We start from the raw sequence: 18,493 nt of genomic DNA, 5'->3' as shown, positions 1-18,493 counted from the left end.
CTCGTTTTTCTTCCGCTGGGTCTGTCTTTACGCTGAACAGCAAAGATGTTGTGGAGAAAGGTATGATGGCTGAATTCAATCTTGCGCTACTGAGCACGTATATCATTGCAGTGCTTTTTTTACTCTTAACACCGGGTCCCGTCGTGCTGTTGGTGACCGGTACGGCGGCGCGGGTAGGTTATGCCAGGGCTTTTTTAACCCTGCTGGGAACGAATCTCGCCTCGCTGGTATTGATTACCTTTGCCGTTCTCGCTATCGCCGGGGCGGTAACGCTAAACAGCGGATATCTGTCGCTGCTGGGCATCGGGGGTTCGTTATTTATAGGCTGGGGGGCAGTACAGTCACTGCGCGAACTTCGGGCGCACAGGTCTGTACGGGAGAGTGATACAGCTGTGCAGACTGGCGGCTTTACGCGCGGTTTTTTCACCGGTATTTCCAATCCCAAAGATATTCTCTTTTTTGTCTCATTTTTCCCGCAGTTTATTGCTATCAGTCGCGATTTTACCACCAGCATTACCACGCTTTGCCTGCTGTGGATCTTGTTCGATTTTGCTGTCATGGCGGGTTATATCGTCGCCATCAAACGTTTTCTCCCTGTTACGCAAAGCCGCCGTTTTGCTGCCTGCGCGGCGCTTTTTTTATTGCTTCTGGCCGTCTGCGGAGTTGCCTTGAGCCTGACGGGGGTAAAATCGCTCTTTCTGTGATGAAAAGAGAGCGCCACTGCCCGAATAATTACAAGATTTGCTAAGATAAGCGTAACGCATTGTGATATTTGGGTGAACCTATTGAAAAAACAGATGATATTCATCGCACTTGCCGCCATTCTGGCGGGCTGCGATGACAACAAAGGACCTGTATCTTTTACGCCGGAGATGGCGAGTTTTTCGAACGAATTCGACTTTGACCCTTTGCGCGGTCCAGTAAAAGATTTCAGCCAGACGTTACTGAATGAGAAAGGTGAGGTATCGAAGCGCGTCAGCGGCACGATGTCCAAAGAAGGGTGCTTCGATTCACTGGAACTGCACGATGTGGAAAACAACACCGGGGTTTCACTGGTGTTGAACGCCAACTATTACCTCGATGCTGACACGCAGGAAAAGCGTCTGCGCCTGCAGGGGAAATGCCAGCTGGCGGAATTCCCCAGCGCGGGGCTGACCTGGGAGACGGATGAGCGCGGCTTTATCTCTTCCGCACGCGGTAAAGATGTGGAAGTGAACTACCGCTACGATGACGAAGGCTATCCGCTGGGGAAATCAACAACCTCGAAAGATATGCATTTGTCGGTTGTCTCGACCCCATCGGATGTAAAAGGCAAGAAGCTTGATTATACGTCGGTCAGCACGCTGAATGATAAACCACTCGGTAATGTCAAACAGACCTGCGAGTACGACAAGCATGATAACCCGGTAGCCTGCCAACTGGAGATTGTCGATACGAGCGTGACGCCTTCTGTGGCGAAGAAATACAGCATTAAGAACACCATCGAATACTATTGATGGCATTTTCCACCGCACTTACTGTGCGGTGGGTTTCAGTAATGTCCCGCCGCTGCTTTTATGGTTTTCCAGGTATTGCTGCTGGAAAATGCACATCCGAATAGTATTACGGTACTCACCGTTAATAAAAAATTCGTGGATCAATTCGCCTTCCACCATAAACCCGAGTTTACGGTAGATATGGATGGCTTTCTCATTCTCTTTATCCACGATGAGATAGAGTTTATACAGATTTAATACTGTAAATCCGTAGTCCATCGCCAGCTTTGCAGCGCGGGTGGCGAGGCCTTTTCCCTGATGCTCCGGTGAGATGATTATCTGGAACTCGGCCCGACGGTGGACGTGGTTAATCTCAACCAGCTCGACCAGGCCGGCTTTATCGCCATTACACTCCACCACAAAACGGCGTTCACTTTGATCGTGAATATGCTTGTCATATAAATCTGACAGTTCGACAAAGGCTTCATACGGTTCTTCGAACCAGTAACGCATGACGCTGGCATTGTTATCTAACTGATGCACAAAACGCAGATCTTCACGTTCGAGCGGGCGAAGTTTGACATGAGCAACGTCGGTCATATGAAATCCTTTTTGACAGCGGCGTAGACGGGCGTGGGGGAACGCCCGTGGCATGAAAGGTGTTATGGCGTAATCTGACGACCGGTGCGGCGATCAAGACAACGCAGGGTGTTGGGTTCCCAGTACGCGTTGACGTTGGCGCTTTTGTGGCAATTATCCTGGGCGTCAAAGGCGACGTCAGTTTTATCCCACTCTTTTTCCACACGTTTGTTGACCTTGTGGCGCAGCGAACGGGTGTCATCCCACTGTTCTTTTTCCATGGCTGCCTGCTGGCGACTTTGCGCGCTGTCGCCGGATTCAATCACTAACTTATTAGTCTGCGCTGGGGCACTGGCGGTGTACACGATGGCACCCAGCGTCAGCATTGCCGTCAGGCACAGGCGTTTGCTAAGTGAAATGTTCATTGCAATTTCCTTCGTTGAGGGGATCTAAAAACAACAGAGCAATTCTACTTGATTCATCCCTGGGCGGATACCCTGCCGGGTGTCCACATATTAGTGGGTTATCCGTTAAGATAGTTCAACCACGACATAATGAAAACGCGAGAGATGATCAAAACAACCCTGCTTTTTTTTCTGACCGCCCTATGTGAGATAGTCGGCTGCTTTTTACCCTGGCTGTGGCTGAAACGGGGCGCCACGCCGCTGTTGCTGATTCCGGCTGCGGTAGCGCTGGCACTTTTTGTCTGGCTGCTGACTCTGCATCCTGCCGCCAGTGGAAGAGTCTATGCCGCCTATGGTGGGGTCTACGTCTGCACCGCCTTAGTATGGCTGCGGGTGGTCGATGGAGTGAAACTCAGCTTGTATGACTGGACGGGAGCCGCCGTCGCACTTTGCGGCATGCTCATCATCGTTTCCGGCTGGGGGCGCGTATAAGCGCCTCTTTTTGTGATCACACGCGGCTTTTTTGATCGTTATACTTGTATGGTAGTATGTGTAAAGATAATTTTCTTCCATCACAGTGAAAGTGTAAGGAATGAAAAATGAAGATTGTTGGGGCCGAGGTCTTTGTCACCTGTCCGGGGCGTAATTTCGTTACAGTCAAAATCACTACCGATGACGGTATTGTGGGTCTCGGCGATGCCACCCTTAATGGTCGCGAGCTCTCCGTGGCGTCATATTTGAAAGATCATCTCTGTCCGCAGCTGGTGGGGCGTGATGCACACCGCATCGAAGATATCTGGCAGTTCTTCTATAAAGGCGCGTACTGGCGCCGTGGCCCGGTCACTATGTCGGCCATCTCTGCCGTGGACATGGCATTGTGGGACATCAAGGCCAAAGCCGCCAACATGCCGTTGTATCAGTTACTGGGCGGGGCTTCCCGTGACGGGGTGATGGTCTATTGCCACACTACCGGCCAAACCATTGATGATGTACTGGAAGATTACGCGCGGCATAAAGAGATGGGCTTTAAAGCGATTCGCGTGCAGTGTGGCGTACCGGGAATGAAGACCACCTACGGTATGGCGAAAGGTAAAGGTCTGGCCTACGAACCGGCAACCAAAGGTCTGTGGCCGGAGGAGCAACAGTGGTCCACCGAGAAGTACCTCGATTTCACCCCTAAACTGTTCGACGCCGTGCGCAGTAAATTCGGTTTTAATGAGCATCTGTTGCATGACATGCATCACCGTCTGACGCCAATTGAGGCCGCTCGCTTTGGTAAAAGCATTGAAGCGTTCCGCATGTTCTGGATGGAAGACCCCACACCGGCAGAAAATCAGGCCTGTTTTCGTCTGATTCGCCAGCATACCGTCACGCCTATTGCGGTGGGTGAGGTGTTTAACAGTATCTGGGATTGCAAGCAGCTTATAGAAGAGCAGCTCATTGACTATATCCGCACCACGATTACGCATGCGGGCGGAATAACCGGTATGCGCCGTATCGCTGATTTCGCTTCGCTCTACCAGGTCCGTACCGGTTCGCACGGTCCGTCAGACCTCTCACCGATTTGCCATGCTGCGGCGCTGCATTTCGACCTGTGGGTGCCGAATTTCGGCGTCCAGGAGTTCATGGGGTATTCAGAGCAAATGCTTGAAGTCTTCCCGCACAGCTGGCGCTTTGATAACGGCTATATGCATCCAGGCGAAAAACCCGGCCTCGGTATCGAGTTTGACGAAAAACTGGCGGCGAAATATCCCTACGATCCAGCCTGTCTGCCGGTTGCCCGGCTGGAAGATGGCACGTTGTGGAACTGGTAGTCACCTCGTTGATAAGGACGTTGATCAATTAACAAGCTTCTTACTTGGGAATACGATTATGGTAAGTTCAGTGGATATCAAAAACGCAACAGATAACACACCTGTTATCAAACGTGTCGCCACGGCGTCGGCAATCGGTACTGCGGCGGAATATTATGATTTCTTCGCTTACGGTACGGCGGCTGTTCTGTTTTTTGGCCACCTTTTTTTCCCCACCACCGATCCTCTTATTAGTACCCTGGCCGCATTTGCTACCTATGCAGTGGGCTTTTTAGCCCGTCCGCTGGGCGGTATCGTCTTTGGTCACATCGGCGACAAAGTCGGGCGTAAAAAAGCCCTTGTTATCACGATCTTAATCGTAGGACTGGGGACATTCTGTATCGGCTTATTACCAACGTATGAAAAAATCGGTATCTGGGCTCCGGTATTACTTATCCTTATCCGTGTATTGCAGGGTTTTGGCGTCGGGGGAGAACAGGCGGGAGCGGTATTAATGACCGCCGAGTACTCCATACCGACACGCAGAGGTTTCTTTGCGAGCTGGGTACAGATTGGCGCACCGGCTGGCTTCCTGTTGCCGATGGCGCTGTTTGCCTTACTAAACGGTCTTCTCTCGCCAGAGGCAATGATGGATTACGGCTGGCGTATTCCATTCCTGTTGAGCGCGTTGTTGGTTATCGTTGGCCTGTTTATTCGCTTACGTATTGATGAGTCGCCGGTGTTTGCCAAAATTCGCGAAACTAAAGCGGTAGAATCCCGGCCGGTTGTAGAAGTTATCCGTCATTATCCGGGCATTGTGATCAAAGGGGTGTGCGCGAAATTAATCGAAGCCTGCACTTTCGCCATGTTTACCGTGATTGTGCTGGCCTACGGTAAAGCGAATAACTTAAGCGCCAATATCCTGATGGATGCCATGATCGTCGCTGTGCTGCTGGAAATTATTGCCATTCCGGCGATGGGGGCGTTAAGCGACAAAATCGGTCGTAAGCCGGTTTATATCGCCGGAGCCTTATTACAGGTGATTGCCATTATTCCGTTCTTCCTTGCCATTAATCAGGACAGCTACTGGCTGACGCAGATTGCGATGGTCATGGTTATTACCTTTGGTCACAGCATGTGTTATGCCCCGCAGGCTTCGTTCTTCCCGGAATTATTCCCGACGCATATTCGTTGCAGCGGTATTGCCCTGATCTGGCAGGTCGGCTCGTTAATCGGTAGCGGTGTTCTGGGGCTGGTGGCGGTGAAAATCCTGCAAATGACCGGCGGTCATTATTACGGTATGGCAGCGTATGTCATCGTATTGGGTGTGATTTCTGTGGTGGGGCTTGCGCTGATGCCTGAAACCGCACCGCGCCGGCGTCAGGGTGAGTATCAACAGTGGGGACAACACGAGTAAAACCCGACTTACTGGTCTCTTCTTATCACCATCTCTGCGAGAGATGGTGATGCATTTATTAAAACAGACCGCAAAACCTCATCCTTCTTGTATGGTAGTTGACCTGCATCAAAGATGTCATACCAATCAAATGAGATGGTTTACAACATGATGATGTCACACACCGCAATGAAGCGATTTTTAACTATCAAATGAGTAAAACCATGGAAAATCAGCTGTTAAAGGCAAATGCTGTTGTTCCGGCATACGACCGTCAACGTCTTGTCCCTCGCATTGTGCACCTGGGATTCGGTGCGTTCCATCGCGCACATCAATCTGTCTATGCCGATATTCTGGCAACAGAGCACGGTAGCGACTGGGGTTATTGTGAGGTCAACCTGATTGGCGGTGAGCAGCAAATTGCTGATCTGAAAGCGCAGGATAATCTCTATACCGTGGCGGAGATGTCTGCTGATGCATGGACTGCGCGTGTTGTCGGCGTCGCAAAACGCGCGCTGCATGCGCAGGTCGATGGCCTGGAAGCAGTACTCGCGGCGATGTGCGAACCGCAGGTGGCGATTGTGTCACTGACGATTACGGAAAAGGGCTACTGCCACTCACCGGCTAGCGGGCAATTGATGCTCGATCACCCGTTTATCGCTGCCGATTTACAAAATCCACAACAGCCGAAATCTGCCGCCGGGGTGATTGTGGAAGCGCTGGCTCGTCGTAAAGCCAAAGGGCTCGGTGCCTTCACCGTGATGTCCTGCGATAACATGCCGGAAAATGGCCATGTAACGCGTAATGTAATTTGCGCCTATGCCCGCGCTGTCAATGCAGAACTCGCCGACTGGATTGAAGCAAATGTGACGTTCCCGTCAACCATGGTTGACCGTATCGTTCCCGCTGTGACGGCGGATACGCTGGATAAAATTGAACAACTGACCGGTGTACGCGATCCGGCGGGTGTTGCCTGTGAACCGTTCCGTCAATGGGTTATCGAAGATAACTTTGTGGCTGGTCGCCCGGAATGGGAAAAAGCCGGGGCAGAGCTTGTCTCCGATGTGGTGCCGTTTGAAGAGATGAAACTGCGCATGCTCAACGGCAGTCACTCTTTCCTCGCTTATCTGGGCTATCTGGCCGGTTACCAGCACATCAATGAGTGCATGGAAGACGACAACTATCGCCGTGCGGCCCATGCCCTGATGCTGCAGGAGCAGGCGCCGACGCTGAAAGTTAAAGGGGTTGATCTGGCGCATTACGCAGACTTACTGATTGCGCGTTACAGCAACCCTGCGCTACGTCACCGTACCTGGCAGATTGCAATGGATGGCAGCCAGAAACTGCCGCAGCGTATGCTGGACTCCGTACGCTGGCATCGTGTTCACCAGCATGCCTTTGATCTGCTGGCTCTGGGAATTGCTGGCTGGATGCGTTATGTGGGCGGTGTTGATGAGCAGGGCAATGCGATTGAAGTAAGCGATCCGCTGTTGGCTGTGATCCAGAAGGCCGTGGCGGGCAGCGCCGAAGGGGACGCTCGCGTTAACGCACTGCTGGGTATTGAAGCGATATTTGGTACTGAACTGCCGAAAGATGTGACCTTTGTTGAGCAGGTAACTCGCGCCTATCAGTCACTGCTGGCGAACGGGGCGAAAGCCACAGTTGCACAGTACGCGGCGAAATTCTGATCTAAATGCCGCCCTCGGGCGGCATCACACCATTAGTGCAGGCCAAGGCGAATCAGTTCAACAGGTTCGAACTGGCCTTCACAACCTTCCACTTCTACCGTTTTGCTACGACGCAGCTGAGCTGGCGTCAGTCCATTGGCATGGATAGCGACAATTTTCCCGGTACGACCTGTGCCATTAATCATGACGCGGCTGCCGGTGGTGATTGCATTACGGTTACGATCATAAGTCATCATGGTGGTTTCTCCTTTTATCATCCGCAAAACATGCCGGGGCAGAAGGCGTCCCCGTCACGGACGCCTTATGAAAACGCTTTTGCTAAGATGATTTTTTGTTTTTGATCAACGTCACACTTTTTAACGGGCAAAAACAGCACGACGTTTTAAAAACAGAAAGAAGGAGAGGGGTTACTCTTCACTAAACCAGTCTCGATTTTCCTGGCTGATGAGTTTTACAGAACCGCTAATTTCCTGGAGATGGCGGGTCATGGCGTTATCCACCGCATCGGCGTCTCTTTTCTCCAGCGCATCAAAAATATCCTGATGCTGGCGCAGCAGCATTTCCGGAGGAGAAACGTGGTCGAGACTCATATAGCGGACACGATCCATGGTCGCCTTCAGGTTTTCAATCGTATCCCAGGCAAGCTGACAATCGGCAATTTGCGCAAGCTTCTGGTGAAATTCGTCATCCAGCTGGAAGAAATCATTTAACTGCTTGCGCTCGATGGCGGTGCGCTGCTGATTAAGATTCTGCTCAAGTTGGTAACAATAACTGTCCGTCATCATCCCTGCAGCGCGGCGGGCGACCGCACACTCAATGGCCTGGCGCACGAAGCAGCCATTACGGACCTGAGCCAGAGATATTTTATTTACATAGCTGCCGCGCTGCGGACGGATTTGAATAAGACCGTTTTCCGCCAGCTTGATAAAGGCTTCACGCACAGGCTGACGTGAAACGTCAAAACGGATCGACACTTCTTTTTCAGAAAGCGGCGTTCCTGGCGGAATCAGGCAATGAACAATATCCCGACGAAGAATACGGTAGATTTGCTGGTTGACGGGTTGTGTCGGGTTGAGCTGGGTTTCAACGATCATTCGCACTTACTTTTTAAGAGGTTAACCCATCTACCATACCATTAAATAGATGCCGTTCCCATACCCGGCCCGCAGGCCGGGGCGGGAAAATTAGCCTGCGCGATGTACGCTCAGACCCGCATAGGTCTGGCTTACTGGCATCATCTCCAGGGTATTGATATTGACGTGTTTTGGCAGTGTAGCCACCCACCAGACCGCCTCGGTAACATCTTCCGGCGTCAGGGCGTTAGTGTTTTCATAGGTCTTTTCGGCTTTCGCGTCATCGCCTTTAAAACGCACATTAGAGAACTCGGTACCACCGACCAGACCCGGTTCGATATTGGTCACGCGAACGGCGGTGCCGTTAAGGTCGGTGCGCAGGTTCAGGCTGAACTGACGCACAAAGGCTTTGGTGGCGCCATAGACGTTGCCACCGGCATACGGCCAGTTCCCGGCCGTGGAACCGATATTGATAATATGACCACGATTGCGCTCCACCATACCCGGCAGCACTGCCCGGGTCATATACACCAGACCTTTGTTGTTGGTGTCAATCATGGTTTCCCAGTCATCCACACTGGCTTTATGGGCTGGTTCGAGTCCCAGCGCTAATCCGGCGTTATTCACCAGCACGTCGATTTCTTTCCATTCAGCAGGCAAATTCGCCAGCATCTCTTCAATGGCCGCACGGTTACGCACATCGACTTGTGCGGTAAACAGGTTGTCGCCCAGTTGATCTTTCAGTTCTTGCAGGCGCTCCTGACGGCGGCCCGTTGCAATAACTTTGTGTCCATTTTCGATGAAACGACGTGTGATACTCTCGCCAAAACCCGCTGTTGCCCCGGTAACCAAAATTATCATCTTGCTGTTCCTCAACGCTTTTTGTGGTGTATTACCATAACACGCACCGCTCAGTGGCGGTAACCTAAGTTAAGCCTGGCAAAAATTCTTCACTTTGTGCTACTGATAGATAATCACAGCCAATACCGTAGATGTCTTGTCTGGGGTAACTAACCGCATTCAGGAGTAAAATATGTCGGTAATGAATCCTTTCTTCGATGTCAGCACGCTGCCGTATCAGGCACCGCGCTTCGATCTTATCCATCAGGAACACTATCGCCCCGCATTTGACCGGGGAGTTGAGGAAAAACGGGCGGAGGTTGACGCCATTGCGCAAAACCCGGCTCCCGCCACGTTCGATAACACCTTGTTGCCGCTGGAGTGCAGTGGTGAGCTGTTAACGCGAGTAACCAGTGTCTTTTTCGCAATGACCTCCGCGCATACTAATGATTTTTTACAGCAACTGGACGAAGCGTTCTCCGCTGAACTGGCGCAACTGGCAAATGATATTTATCTCAACGACACTCTGTTTGCGCGTGTTGAGTCTGTCTGGCGCAATCGGGAATCAGCCGGTCTTGATGATGAATCATTGCGTCTGGTCGAGGTAATGTATCAGCGTTTTGTGCTGGCGGGCGCGACGCTTTCCGCTGACGATAAAGGTGTGCTGAGAGCATTAAATACGGAGGCGGCGACGCTCACCAGCCAGTTTAACCAACGCCTGCTGGCGGCTGACAAAGCCGGTGGCCTGGTGGTGGATTATCTTCACCAACTCGACGGCCTGAGCGATGAAGCTATCGCCGCCGCCGCTGATGCCGCGCGAGAAAAAGGGCTGACAGATCGCTGGCTTCTTTCGCTATTAAACACCACACAGCAACCGGCTCTGGCCGCGTTGCGTGACCGTCAGACGCGAGAGAATCTCTTTACTGCCAGTTGGTCACGTACTTCGCATGGGGATGCCAATGACACGCGAGCAATAGTATTACGCCTGGCGCACTTGCGTGCGCAACAGGCCTCGTTGCTGGGGTTTGCGGATTACGCCAGCTGGAAAATGGCGGACCAGATGGCGGAGTCTCCGCAGGCTGCGTTTGATTTTATGCGCGGTATTGCCCCGGCGGCACGCGCCCGCGCTGAACGCGAACTGGCGGATATCCAGAAGGTCATTAATGAACAGCAGGGGGGATTTACCGCCCAGGCCTGGGACTGGCCGTGGTATGCCGAGCAGGTTAGACGAGCAAAATACGATCTCGATGAATCACAGATAACCCCATATTTTGCGCTCAACACGGTACTGAACGAAGGGGTATTCTTTGCCGCGAACCAGCTCTTTGGTATTCGCTTCGTTGAGCGTACCGATATTCCTGTTTACCACCCGGACGTGCGGGTCTGGGAAATTTTTGACCAGAATGACGAAGGGCTGGCACTGTTTTATGGCGATTTCTTCGCCCGCGACTCAAAGAGCGGCGGCGCATGGATGGGGAATTTCATCGAGCAATCGACGCTACTATCCACCAAACCAGTTATTTATAACGTCTGTAATTACCAGAAACCGGCTGCCGGGCAGACGGCGCTGTTGTCGTGGGATGACGTCATAACCCTGTTTCACGAGTTTGGTCATACCCTGCACGGTTTGTTCGCCCGCCAGCGCTATGCCACGCTTTCGGGTACCAATACGCCGCGTGATTTCGTCGAATTCCCGTCGCAGATTAATGAGCACTGGGCAAGCCATCCTGAGGTGTTCACGCGCTATGCCCGCCACCATCAGACCGGTGAGCCGATGCCGGAAGCCTTACGCGAGAAAATGTTGCGCAGTACCCGGTTCAATAAGGGGTATGACATGACAGAGTTGCTCAGCGCAGCGCTGTTGGATATGAACTGGCACAGTCTGGATGGCGCAACTCAGGTCAGCGACGTCGATGCCTTTGAAGCACAGGCGATTCGCCACGAAGGGCTTGATATCGCAGCAGTACCGCCGCGTTATCGCAGCAGCTATTTTGCCCATATCTTCGGCGGTGGTTACGCAGCGGGTTATTACGCCTATTTGTGGACGCAAATGCTGGCGGACGATGGCTTCCAATGGTTTGTGGAGCAGGGCGGCTTATCCCGTGAAAACGGGCAAAGATTCCGCGAAGCGATTTTGTCCCGTGGCAATAGTACTGATTTAGCTGAACTTTATCGCCAGTGGCGCGGTCATGATCCGCAGATTGAACCGATGCTGAAAAACCGTGGACTGAGCGAGTAACGCGCATTTAGCCAGAAAAAAGAACCGGGTGTGATACCCGGTTTTTTTATGTATGGTTATTAAATATTACATAAATGTTAAATCAAAGCGCTAGCCGTAGAGACATATTGTGATTCAAACGACATAGTTGATAATGAAATAATTAATTCATGTAATAATTAACGAAGTATGACTATCTTTAGACGATGGTCGCATGGCTTTTGAATATTTGATTATTTCAATCATGCTGACTGATCCTCCTGGTTGTATTTTGTTTGCTTACTTCCGACTGTGAAGGGGAGAGTAAAGTAAGCCTGGAATCTGAGCCGTTTCGCTAAGTAACATTTGCTCTCAGATTATTCCTGAAATTAATATGCCAGCCAGTGTGATGTAATAATTACACTCCACTCAGGTACGTGTTTATTAATGTGAATGCAAAATGAGGAAAGTTCTTTTATTTATTAAGGATAAACCTGCTGAATTAATCGACGTCAGACCTTATGAACGTAAGATTAATTGTATTTATCCGGGGGCGGTTGTAAGAAGCCTGGCTATAGAGATTGCGTTTGTAACATTTAGCAATGGTAAATGTGGCGCCATCTCTTTTGTCGCAGACCGCTATGTTTCTCAAATGCATCTTTTAGAAGCTTATAATAAGCTTGTACTTAACAGTCAGGAGTAAATATGTTGTGGGCCTGCGTTAATACAGCAGGCCGCATCATTTACTGACGGCTTATGCGCCTCGTACATATGGCGACATTTTGCGCCATGAGGAAAAAAGATTCAGTGTCCCACCCCAGAACAAGCCATCAACAAGTCCGGTAATAACGCCGAACAAGGCGCTGAATGGCACTGTATGATGCATCGCAGGATGCAAAGATAACCAAACCAGCAGACAATATTTCGAGCCAAAGGCAATAATAATAAAGATCAACGTCAGGGGCGTGCCCGCCCGAATGATTTTTTCGCTATGTGGTTTGTTTTTTAAACGCGGTTGATTTTCCCACAACTTCCACCCGACCAGAATACCAAACGCCAGCCCGATTGACATCCCTGTTAATGAAGCAATATTAAAATTAAATTCCTCTTTTAAACTCCATATCCCCCAAACCAGAAAGAGCAGCGGTAAAATAAACAACTGGCTGACATTCATTTCTCGCTCTGAGAGTGCGGCATAACCCCGCATAATAAGAAAAACAAAAAGTATCCATACCCAGAACGGGGTGTGACTGATGATGTCGAAAATGGTCATGATTATACTCCTGACTGAATGTTTTACCCGGCGCAAGTATGCAGGGGGGCAGCAGAGAACAACACGACTTGCGCACGACACCGGGATGACATCAACACGACAGTGCGTTATTCCTGGCGCAAAGCGCTCTTTTAATTGAGGTGATACGTCCTGTAACGACATCGTTTTTGTTTATTCGATGTAAGGTGCGTTAAACTCTCCTCCCTTGTTGGTAGATGACATAGCTAATAATGATTTTTCCTGGTTCATCAGATGTGCAGGTTCCTGAAACAGAACTTGCACGCAAAAGCATGTTTAAAGCGTTGCTGTACCGTGACCGGACGCCAGTCGCAGTATTAATTTGCGCCGCAATTGTCGGTACGCTCGTTGGGTTTGCAGGTGTTGCATTCTTTCGCGCTGTGAATGCTGTGCAGCACTGGCGAACAGGCATTTTGCATCAGACAAACTTAAGCGGGTGGTCCCTTTGGATCCTGGCTTTTATTATCTCCGGGCTGCTGGCGATGCTTGGTTATCTTCTCGTCAGACGTTTTGCGCCTGAGGCATCGGGTTCAGGTATTCCGGAAATCGAAGGTGCACTGGAAGAATTACGCCCTGTACGCTGGTGGCGTGTTATTCCCGTGAAGTTTTTTGGCGGCATGGGAACGCTTGGGGCAGGTATGGTGCTGGGCAGAGAAGGGCCAACCGTTCAGCTCGGCGGTAATATCGGCCGCATGGTTACTGACCTGCTGCGGATAAAACATGGTGAGGCCCGCCATTCATTACTGGCTACAGGGGCAGCTGCCGGACTGGCCGCCGCGTTTAATGCACCGCTGGCGGGTATCCTTTTTATTCTCGAAGAGATGAGACCGCAATTTCGCTACAACCTTATCTCCATCAAAGCCGTTTTTATTGGCGTGATCATGGCCAGCATTGTCTTTCGCATCTTTAATGGCGAAAACCCGGTGATTGCCGTAGGGCAATTATCCAGCGCGCCAGTCAATACCTTGTGGCTTTATCTGGTGCTGGGGATGTTATTTGGCCTCGTGGGTGTGTTATTCAACCGCCTCGTGTTTCTTTTTCAGGACGGTTTTCAGCATATCTATGCCGGGCGAACGGGACGAACTCTGGTGATAGGGGGTTGTATTGGCGGTGGCTGTGGCATCCTTGCGCTACTTTATGCGCCTGGTGCCGGTGGTGGTTTTGAGTTGATCCCCGATGCCGCCCGCGGCGGTTTTACGTTTTATGCCTTAATTGTAATGTTTCTGGTCCGTCTGCTGACAACACTGCTGTGTTTTTGCTCCGGAGCGCCAGGCGGAATTTTCGCGCCAATGCTGGCACTGGGGACCGTACTGGGTACCGCCTATGGTGTAGGCGTTGCCGATTTATTTCCGGCCTATGGGCTTGAGGCTGGTACGTTCGCGATTGCCGGAATGGGGGCATTATTTGCTGCTTCTGTTCGTGCTCCACTGACGGGTATCGTCCTGGTACTGGAAATGACAGATAATTATCAGTTAATACTGCCCATGATTATTACCTGTCTTGGTGCGACATTACTCGCACAATTTCTCGGCGGAAAACCGTTATATTCTTCGATTCTGGCGCGTACACTGGCAAAACAGTCGCCGCAAGAAAGCGCTGCGCGCTCATAATCCTGCCGCGGCACTCTGCTCTGGTTCGACGGCTCTTATCCCGTGCCGTCGAATTATTCCGCAATCTGCTTGTTTCTGACAGCAGAACACGTTTATTAATCTGGATCTTTTTCCCGTTAACTTATTCTTGTTACGCAGCGCCATAGTATGCTGATAATGCCATTACGTCGTTATTGCCGGGCAATTCATTAAAAGTAATCCGTACTAAAGCCTGTTCAGGAGAGGGAGTGCGATTATAAAAAGCGTGATGGCCGGCGCGCCCGGGTACATCCTGACGCTATCAGAGAGATGTCTGAACGGTCAGGTGAAAAAAGGATAAATATTTCTGCTGTCATCCTGCAGCCGATTGCATTGCAAAAACTGACAGATGTACACCGGGAACACATAAACAATCTTCCGGGGAATATCATGTTACTTGCAGAGCAAGACGCCCTGGAAACATTCAAAACGAAAGTTAAAGCGTATTGCGAAAAATGCAATCGCCCAGCTAGTCAGAGGTGAAATGCATAAGGAATCGTTAAAAGCGTCGCCGTACAACCTGAAAGCGACGCTTTCACTGTAAACAATCCAGGCAGTTATTTGACGCTCTCATCCATTGTCACATTCATTGTGATGCCGCCTTTATTGTTTGGATCGTCAGTATAGGTAATCAGTACGTCTTTGCTGGCGACACGTAACCCTTCGGCTTTTGGCGTAGAAGAAACGTACCCTCCGTTATTAAACTCGACGGTTGTTGTCGTTACACCGCCATCTTCTGTCTCAGTAATGAAGAGGGAACCGCCATGTTTGACATTGACGGTCGTGATCACACCAATAACTTTATGTTCACCGGACTCAGGATCAAAAGAAATTTTAGGCATTTTTCTCTCCTCGGGCAGACAGGCTATCTGCATTCACTTTTTATCCCATATTTATATTAACGGCCTGATGGGGAATAAGTTGAGTTTTTTTCGCTATCTGTTATTAATTTTGTAGTTAAGAATATGTTTACTTTGCATTAATTCATTATGTCGCACAAAAGCGGAGAGCCTGGCTGGTGAAACATTTCCGGTGCGACTAAACTTATACGGTCAGGTTTGGCAAGCCGATAAGCCAATAGTTCTGACGTGATGAATCCCCCTCAGCGGCGGGGCTGGTCTCCATACCATGCAAGTCGTGAATAGCGACAGCGTTTCTGACTGACCGTCAGGAGCACCGGGAGGCACCCGGCATCACGGTTTCGACCCCCTTGCAAGACTCCTTTATCCTTTTTGAGTCTTTCTCTTTTGCCGTGCTTTGAGTGAACTTGCATAGCACTCATCCCGGCGAGTAGCACGCAGAGCGTACCCATGAAAGAGGGTTATTACTGGATCCAGCACCAGGGTATTGTGCAGGTGGCTTACTATACCCACGATAAAGTTGAAGATATGGATACAGGGAAAATAATGACCGGTGTCTGGCACCTTACGGAAGGGTTTGAGATCTGTCATGATTTTGATGTCGAAATCGTTGGCGGACCGCTTGTCTTCCCGGGTAAAGGCTAAATTTGCCTGAGCATGGACTCCTTAGCTCAACAGGCCCGCCTATTTTTATCCTGCTTCTGCCAATGTCCCGTTGCAGTAATATTTATGTAACAGTCTGGGCTGCGTATATGCTCTGGCAGAAATGTGATATCACCTGGAATACGTAACTAAGAATGTACGAAATGTGAACACTATTATTTCACTCCTCATTTGAGCGCATATACTTTTGTTGAGTCGCTCAGGAAAGGGGTAAGCCAATGATTTATTCATCCATAAAAACGCACTACCTTTCAGCAGAATCCGGCGATCGCCTAGTTCGTTATGACGTTATTGCGACAGACGCCGATACATATTTAGTGAAGGTCATTGACGAGCAAAAAAGTACGATGGCTGATCCTAAGCCATTGTTACTTATTGACCAGTTTCACGTAACGCGCAGTGATTATTTTGAACACTACGGTATTAACGTCGTGCAACAGGCGATAACGTTCAATTTACCTCCCTCATTTGAAGATTATCTTCTGCTTTATTGCCAGCGACACCGAAACAAGTATGCGTAGCGCTACGCCACTACTGCGACTTTATCCATAAAAAGGATCCGCTGCCGTTATACTTACCGTTTGTGATTGGTCTTTTGATGACAACAGACCTGGTTAACCCGAAGGAGAGAGACAATGAGACCGAAAATCATGCAGGAAGAGGTCGCGTTACTGGTAGAGGATTTAGATATGCTGGGCGAACAGAATCTCGTTGGTATTGAGGCGTATGAAGCGCTCCACCTGCTTGAAATGCGCCGTCAGACAGCGAAGCTAAATGATATCAAGCGGTTACTGGAAGAGAAAAATGAATGAGCATTGCGGACTCACTCACGACTTCGTTGTTAGCGTGATGTCCGCATCGTTCATCATCATGCCTCTATGGCCTTTTACTCAGCGGGCAGACCAGTTCACGGATAATTTCTATCTTCTGCTGCGGCGATAGCCACAGACACCGGGGCATCCACGCGGGTTTGTGTTGTTCGGCGAAAGAGTTAAATAGTTGATTGAGCCAGTTATCAATAGTCATACGCACCTCCTGAATGGTTAACAGGAGTGTACGTAATAATTGCGGAACAAAAACTGAGCTTATTTGCTCAACTGTTCCGTATTTAAGTATCTCCTCATATTGAGGAACATCGAACAGCCTCCCGGTGCAATAACAGACGTGGCAGATTTGCATATACAGGACATGGGTTTGTCTCGTTAGCAAAGTGCCTTATTCGTGAAAACGACAGCGGTGAACAAAGCGTATTTAGCGCAGGTTGTGCGCAATCTGCCGGCGTCCCGAGACGCCAGCATTCTTGCAGAGATTGCTGGCGCGAATAAGCTGACACAAAGATATGGTAGATTAACGCCTCCACTAACAACGGAGTGTTGTAATGAAAGCGATTGGTATCTTTTGTGGTTCATCTTCCGGGGAGAATCCGCTGTATATCGAAACGGCACGCTATGTGGGCAAAACCCTCGCGGCGGCTGACATTTCTCTTGTCTACGGCGGCGGTAAGGTTGGCCTGATGGGGGCCGTTGCCGATGCCTGCCTGGCGCATGGCGGACACGTGGTGGGCGTTATGCCACGTGGGCTGTTTGAAAAGGAAATAGCCCACCAGGGGCTGAGTGAACTTCACGTCGTTGAAAATATGCACGAGCGAAAAACCAAAATGGCGGCGCTCTCGGATGGCTTTATCGCATTGCCAGGCGGTGCGGGTACGCTGGAGGAGATTTTCGAACAGTGGACCTGGGCACAACTCGGTATTCACCATAAACCCTGCGCATTCCTTAATATCAATGGCTATTACGATCCGTTGAAGGCGATGGTTGAGAAAATGGTTGCCGAGGGATTTATGCATGGCCGCTACGCCGAAATGCTACCGTTTTCCACGGATGTCGAAAGTGTCGTGACCTGTTTTCGCAACTATCAGGCGCCCGCAAGCAAGTGGGTTAAAAATTAATCGCATTTAATGCTGCTACGGGATCTCCCGGCGCAGTTCACGCAGGACAGAGTGTCATGCCACACGCTATCTATCCCGTCGCCGCCGTTCTGGGGGTGATCGTTCATGAATCTCGCGTACTTCTTGTACGCCGTTCTAACCCACCGGACGCCGGTTTTTGGGGGTTCCCTGGGGGGAAAATCGAGGCAGGAGAAACCCTGGAACAGGCGGCAATACGCGAAGTAAAAGAAGAGACCGGACTGAGAGTGATTTGCCTGGCGAGAGATGTACCTCTTGAGGCATTCGATTACGACGCTACCGGAGAACTTCGCTACCATTATCTGCTGATCCCCGTTGTTTGTGCCTGGCAGGGAGGAGAACCGGTTGCCGCATCGGATGTGTTTGACGCGCGCTGGTTTGACTCTGGCGCTTTACTGAGCGGTGATTTTTCCTTCAGTAAAGATGTCGTGGATCTGGCGATAAAACAGATAAACGCTGTTCATTCCTGAGTCTTCACACTAACGCAATGTCGTTTCCGAAAAGCGGTATCACACTGGCAGGCCGCAACGTTCATAGCTGTGGCCCGTCAAACCGCTGCGCCTTAATGAAGCGCGTTATCCTTTCGAACGATATTTTGCTCGTAATGGAAAGCGGGCACTCCACACGCCGCAAAACGCCA

At 50.4% G+C, this 18,493-nt stretch carries 22 protein-coding genes; 14 read left to right on the top strand and 8 right to left on the bottom strand.

What is annotated here, in order from left to right; genetic code table 11:
- Positions 1–62: 62 nt before the first annotated feature.
- A complete protein-coding gene (locus AAIG39_RS11360; RefSeq protein ID WP_090089244.1) occupies positions 63–704 on the top strand; it encodes a LysE family translocator in 642 nt (213 codons plus the stop codon).
- A gap of 93 nt (positions 705–797) precedes the next feature.
- Positions 798–1,496 carry a YnfC family lipoprotein gene (locus AAIG39_RS11355; protein WP_249572301.1) on the top strand — a complete coding sequence of 233 codons (699 nt, stop codon included), beginning with the start codon at positions 798–800 and terminating at the stop codon, positions 1,494–1,496.
- An 18-nt stretch (positions 1,497–1,514) separates the two neighbouring features.
- Here the strand turns inward: AAIG39_RS11355 and speG are convergent, their stop codons facing one another.
- Positions 1,515–2,075, bottom strand: a complete 561-nt coding sequence (gene speG / locus AAIG39_RS11350; RefSeq protein WP_090089240.1) for a spermidine N1-acetyltransferase — start codon at positions 2,073–2,075, stop codon at positions 1,515–1,517.
- Positions 2,076–2,137: 62 nt separating this feature from the next.
- Entirely contained in the window at positions 2,138–2,479 is a 342-nt protein-coding gene (locus AAIG39_RS11345) for a DUF1283 family protein (RefSeq protein ID WP_039078872.1), read from the bottom strand.
- A 144-nt stretch (positions 2,480–2,623) separates the two neighbouring features.
- Here AAIG39_RS11345 and AAIG39_RS11340 point away from each other — a divergent pair, with 144 nt between their 5' ends.
- The 4 genes from AAIG39_RS11340 to AAIG39_RS11325 all read left to right on the top strand — a co-directional run bounded on the left by AAIG39_RS11340 (position 2,624) and on the right by AAIG39_RS11325 (position 7,335).
- On the top strand, positions 2,624–2,950 hold the full coding sequence (locus tag AAIG39_RS11340) for a YnfA family protein (RefSeq protein ID WP_090089237.1): 327 nt from the start codon (positions 2,624–2,626) through the stop codon (positions 2,948–2,950).
- Positions 2,951–3,057: 107 nt separating this feature from the next.
- Positions 3,058–4,272 (top strand): D-mannonate dehydratase ManD, encoded by a 1,215-nt coding sequence (gene manD / locus AAIG39_RS11335; protein ID WP_090089235.1) that lies wholly within the window; start codon positions 3,058–3,060, stop codon positions 4,270–4,272.
- Positions 4,273–4,330: 58 nt separating this feature from the next.
- Positions 4,331–5,668, top strand: coding sequence for an MFS transporter (locus tag AAIG39_RS11330; RefSeq protein ID WP_343193881.1), 1,338 nt, complete (start codon positions 4,331–4,333; stop codon positions 5,666–5,668).
- Positions 5,669–5,871: 203 nt separating this feature from the next.
- Positions 5,872–7,335: a mannitol dehydrogenase family protein gene (locus tag AAIG39_RS11325; RefSeq protein WP_343193880.1), complete on the top strand. Its 1,464-nt coding sequence runs from the start codon at positions 5,872–5,874 to the stop codon at positions 7,333–7,335.
- Between the two features lie 32 nt (positions 7,336–7,367).
- Here AAIG39_RS11325 and ydfZ read toward each other — a convergent pair whose 3' ends face one another.
- The 3 genes from ydfZ to ydfG all read right to left on the bottom strand — a co-directional run bounded on the left by ydfZ (position 7,368) and on the right by ydfG (position 9,269).
- Positions 7,368–7,571, bottom strand: a complete 204-nt coding sequence (gene ydfZ, locus AAIG39_RS11320; RefSeq protein WP_090089230.1) for a putative selenium delivery protein YdfZ — start codon at positions 7,569–7,571, stop codon at positions 7,368–7,370.
- 171 nt (positions 7,572–7,742) lie between these two features.
- Positions 7,743–8,429, bottom strand: a complete 687-nt coding sequence (locus tag AAIG39_RS11315; protein ID WP_047370189.1) for a GntR family transcriptional regulator — start codon at positions 8,427–8,429, stop codon at positions 7,743–7,745.
- 90 nt (positions 8,430–8,519) lie between these two features.
- Positions 8,520–9,269 carry a bifunctional NADP-dependent 3-hydroxy acid dehydrogenase/3-hydroxypropionate dehydrogenase YdfG gene (gene ydfG / locus AAIG39_RS11310; RefSeq protein WP_090089228.1) on the bottom strand — a complete coding sequence of 250 codons (750 nt, stop codon included), beginning with the start codon at positions 9,267–9,269 and terminating at the stop codon, positions 8,520–8,522.
- A gap of 172 nt (positions 9,270–9,441) precedes the next feature.
- Here ydfG and dcp point away from each other — a divergent pair, with 172 nt between their 5' ends.
- Both dcp and AAIG39_RS11300 read left to right on the top strand, forming a co-directional pair.
- Positions 9,442–11,487, top strand: coding sequence for a peptidyl-dipeptidase Dcp (gene dcp, locus AAIG39_RS11305; RefSeq protein ID WP_343193879.1), 2,046 nt, complete (start codon positions 9,442–9,444; stop codon positions 11,485–11,487).
- A gap of 418 nt (positions 11,488–11,905) precedes the next feature.
- Positions 11,906–12,148: a hypothetical protein gene (locus AAIG39_RS11300; protein WP_343193878.1), complete on the top strand. Its 243-nt coding sequence runs from the start codon at positions 11,906–11,908 to the stop codon at positions 12,146–12,148.
- 51 nt (positions 12,149–12,199) lie between these two features.
- Here AAIG39_RS11300 and AAIG39_RS11295 read toward each other — a convergent pair whose 3' ends face one another.
- Positions 12,200–12,718: a DUF6622 family protein gene (locus AAIG39_RS11295; protein ID WP_343193877.1), complete on the bottom strand. Its 519-nt coding sequence runs from the start codon at positions 12,716–12,718 to the stop codon at positions 12,200–12,202.
- A 230-nt stretch (positions 12,719–12,948) separates the two neighbouring features.
- Between AAIG39_RS11295 and clcA the strand changes: the two genes are divergently transcribed.
- Positions 12,949–14,346: a H(+)/Cl(-) exchange transporter ClcA gene (clcA, locus tag AAIG39_RS11290; protein ID WP_343193876.1), complete on the top strand. Its 1,398-nt coding sequence runs from the start codon at positions 12,949–12,951 to the stop codon at positions 14,344–14,346.
- A 575-nt stretch (positions 14,347–14,921) separates the two neighbouring features.
- On the opposite strand, the gene AAIG39_RS11285 is transcribed toward clcA, so the two are convergent.
- Complete coding sequence (locus AAIG39_RS11285) at positions 14,922–15,206, bottom strand: hypothetical protein (RefSeq protein WP_090084117.1); 285 nt, start codon at positions 15,204–15,206, stop codon at positions 14,922–14,924.
- Positions 15,207–15,674: 468 nt separating this feature from the next.
- On the opposite strand from AAIG39_RS11285, the gene AAIG39_RS11280 reads away from it, so the two are divergent.
- From AAIG39_RS11280 to AAIG39_RS11270, 3 genes are all read left to right on the top strand, one after another.
- Entirely contained in the window at positions 15,675–15,869 is a 195-nt protein-coding gene (locus AAIG39_RS11280) for a hypothetical protein (protein WP_090084118.1), read from the top strand.
- A 236-nt stretch (positions 15,870–16,105) separates the two neighbouring features.
- Positions 16,106–16,408 carry a hypothetical protein gene (locus AAIG39_RS11275; RefSeq protein ID WP_090084120.1) on the top strand — a complete coding sequence of 101 codons (303 nt, stop codon included), beginning with the start codon at positions 16,106–16,108 and terminating at the stop codon, positions 16,406–16,408.
- 114 nt (positions 16,409–16,522) lie between these two features.
- Positions 16,523–16,699, top strand: coding sequence for a hypothetical protein (locus tag AAIG39_RS11270; protein WP_249572293.1), 177 nt, complete (start codon positions 16,523–16,525; stop codon positions 16,697–16,699).
- 64 nt (positions 16,700–16,763) lie between these two features.
- Here AAIG39_RS11270 and AAIG39_RS11265 read toward each other — a convergent pair whose 3' ends face one another.
- On the bottom strand, positions 16,764–16,913 hold the full coding sequence (locus AAIG39_RS11265; protein ID WP_343193875.1) for a hypothetical protein: 150 nt from the start codon (positions 16,911–16,913) through the stop codon (positions 16,764–16,766).
- Positions 16,914–17,265: 352 nt separating this feature from the next.
- Between AAIG39_RS11265 and AAIG39_RS11260 the strand changes: the two genes are divergently transcribed.
- A complete protein-coding gene (locus AAIG39_RS11260; RefSeq protein WP_249572291.1) occupies positions 17,266–17,835 on the top strand; it encodes an LOG family protein in 570 nt (189 codons plus the stop codon).
- A gap of 56 nt (positions 17,836–17,891) precedes the next feature.
- Entirely contained in the window at positions 17,892–18,323 is a 432-nt protein-coding gene (locus AAIG39_RS11255; protein ID WP_343193874.1) for an NUDIX hydrolase, read from the top strand.
- Positions 18,324–18,493 lie beyond the last annotated feature (170 nt).

The sequence above is a fragment of the Phytobacter palmae genome, assembly GCF_039409775.1.
Classification (GTDB): Bacteria; Pseudomonadota; Gammaproteobacteria; order Enterobacterales; family Enterobacteriaceae; genus Phytobacter; species Phytobacter palmae.
The sequence above is the reverse complement of the archived record's forward strand: the minus strand, read 5'-3'. Positions and strand labels throughout refer to the sequence as shown.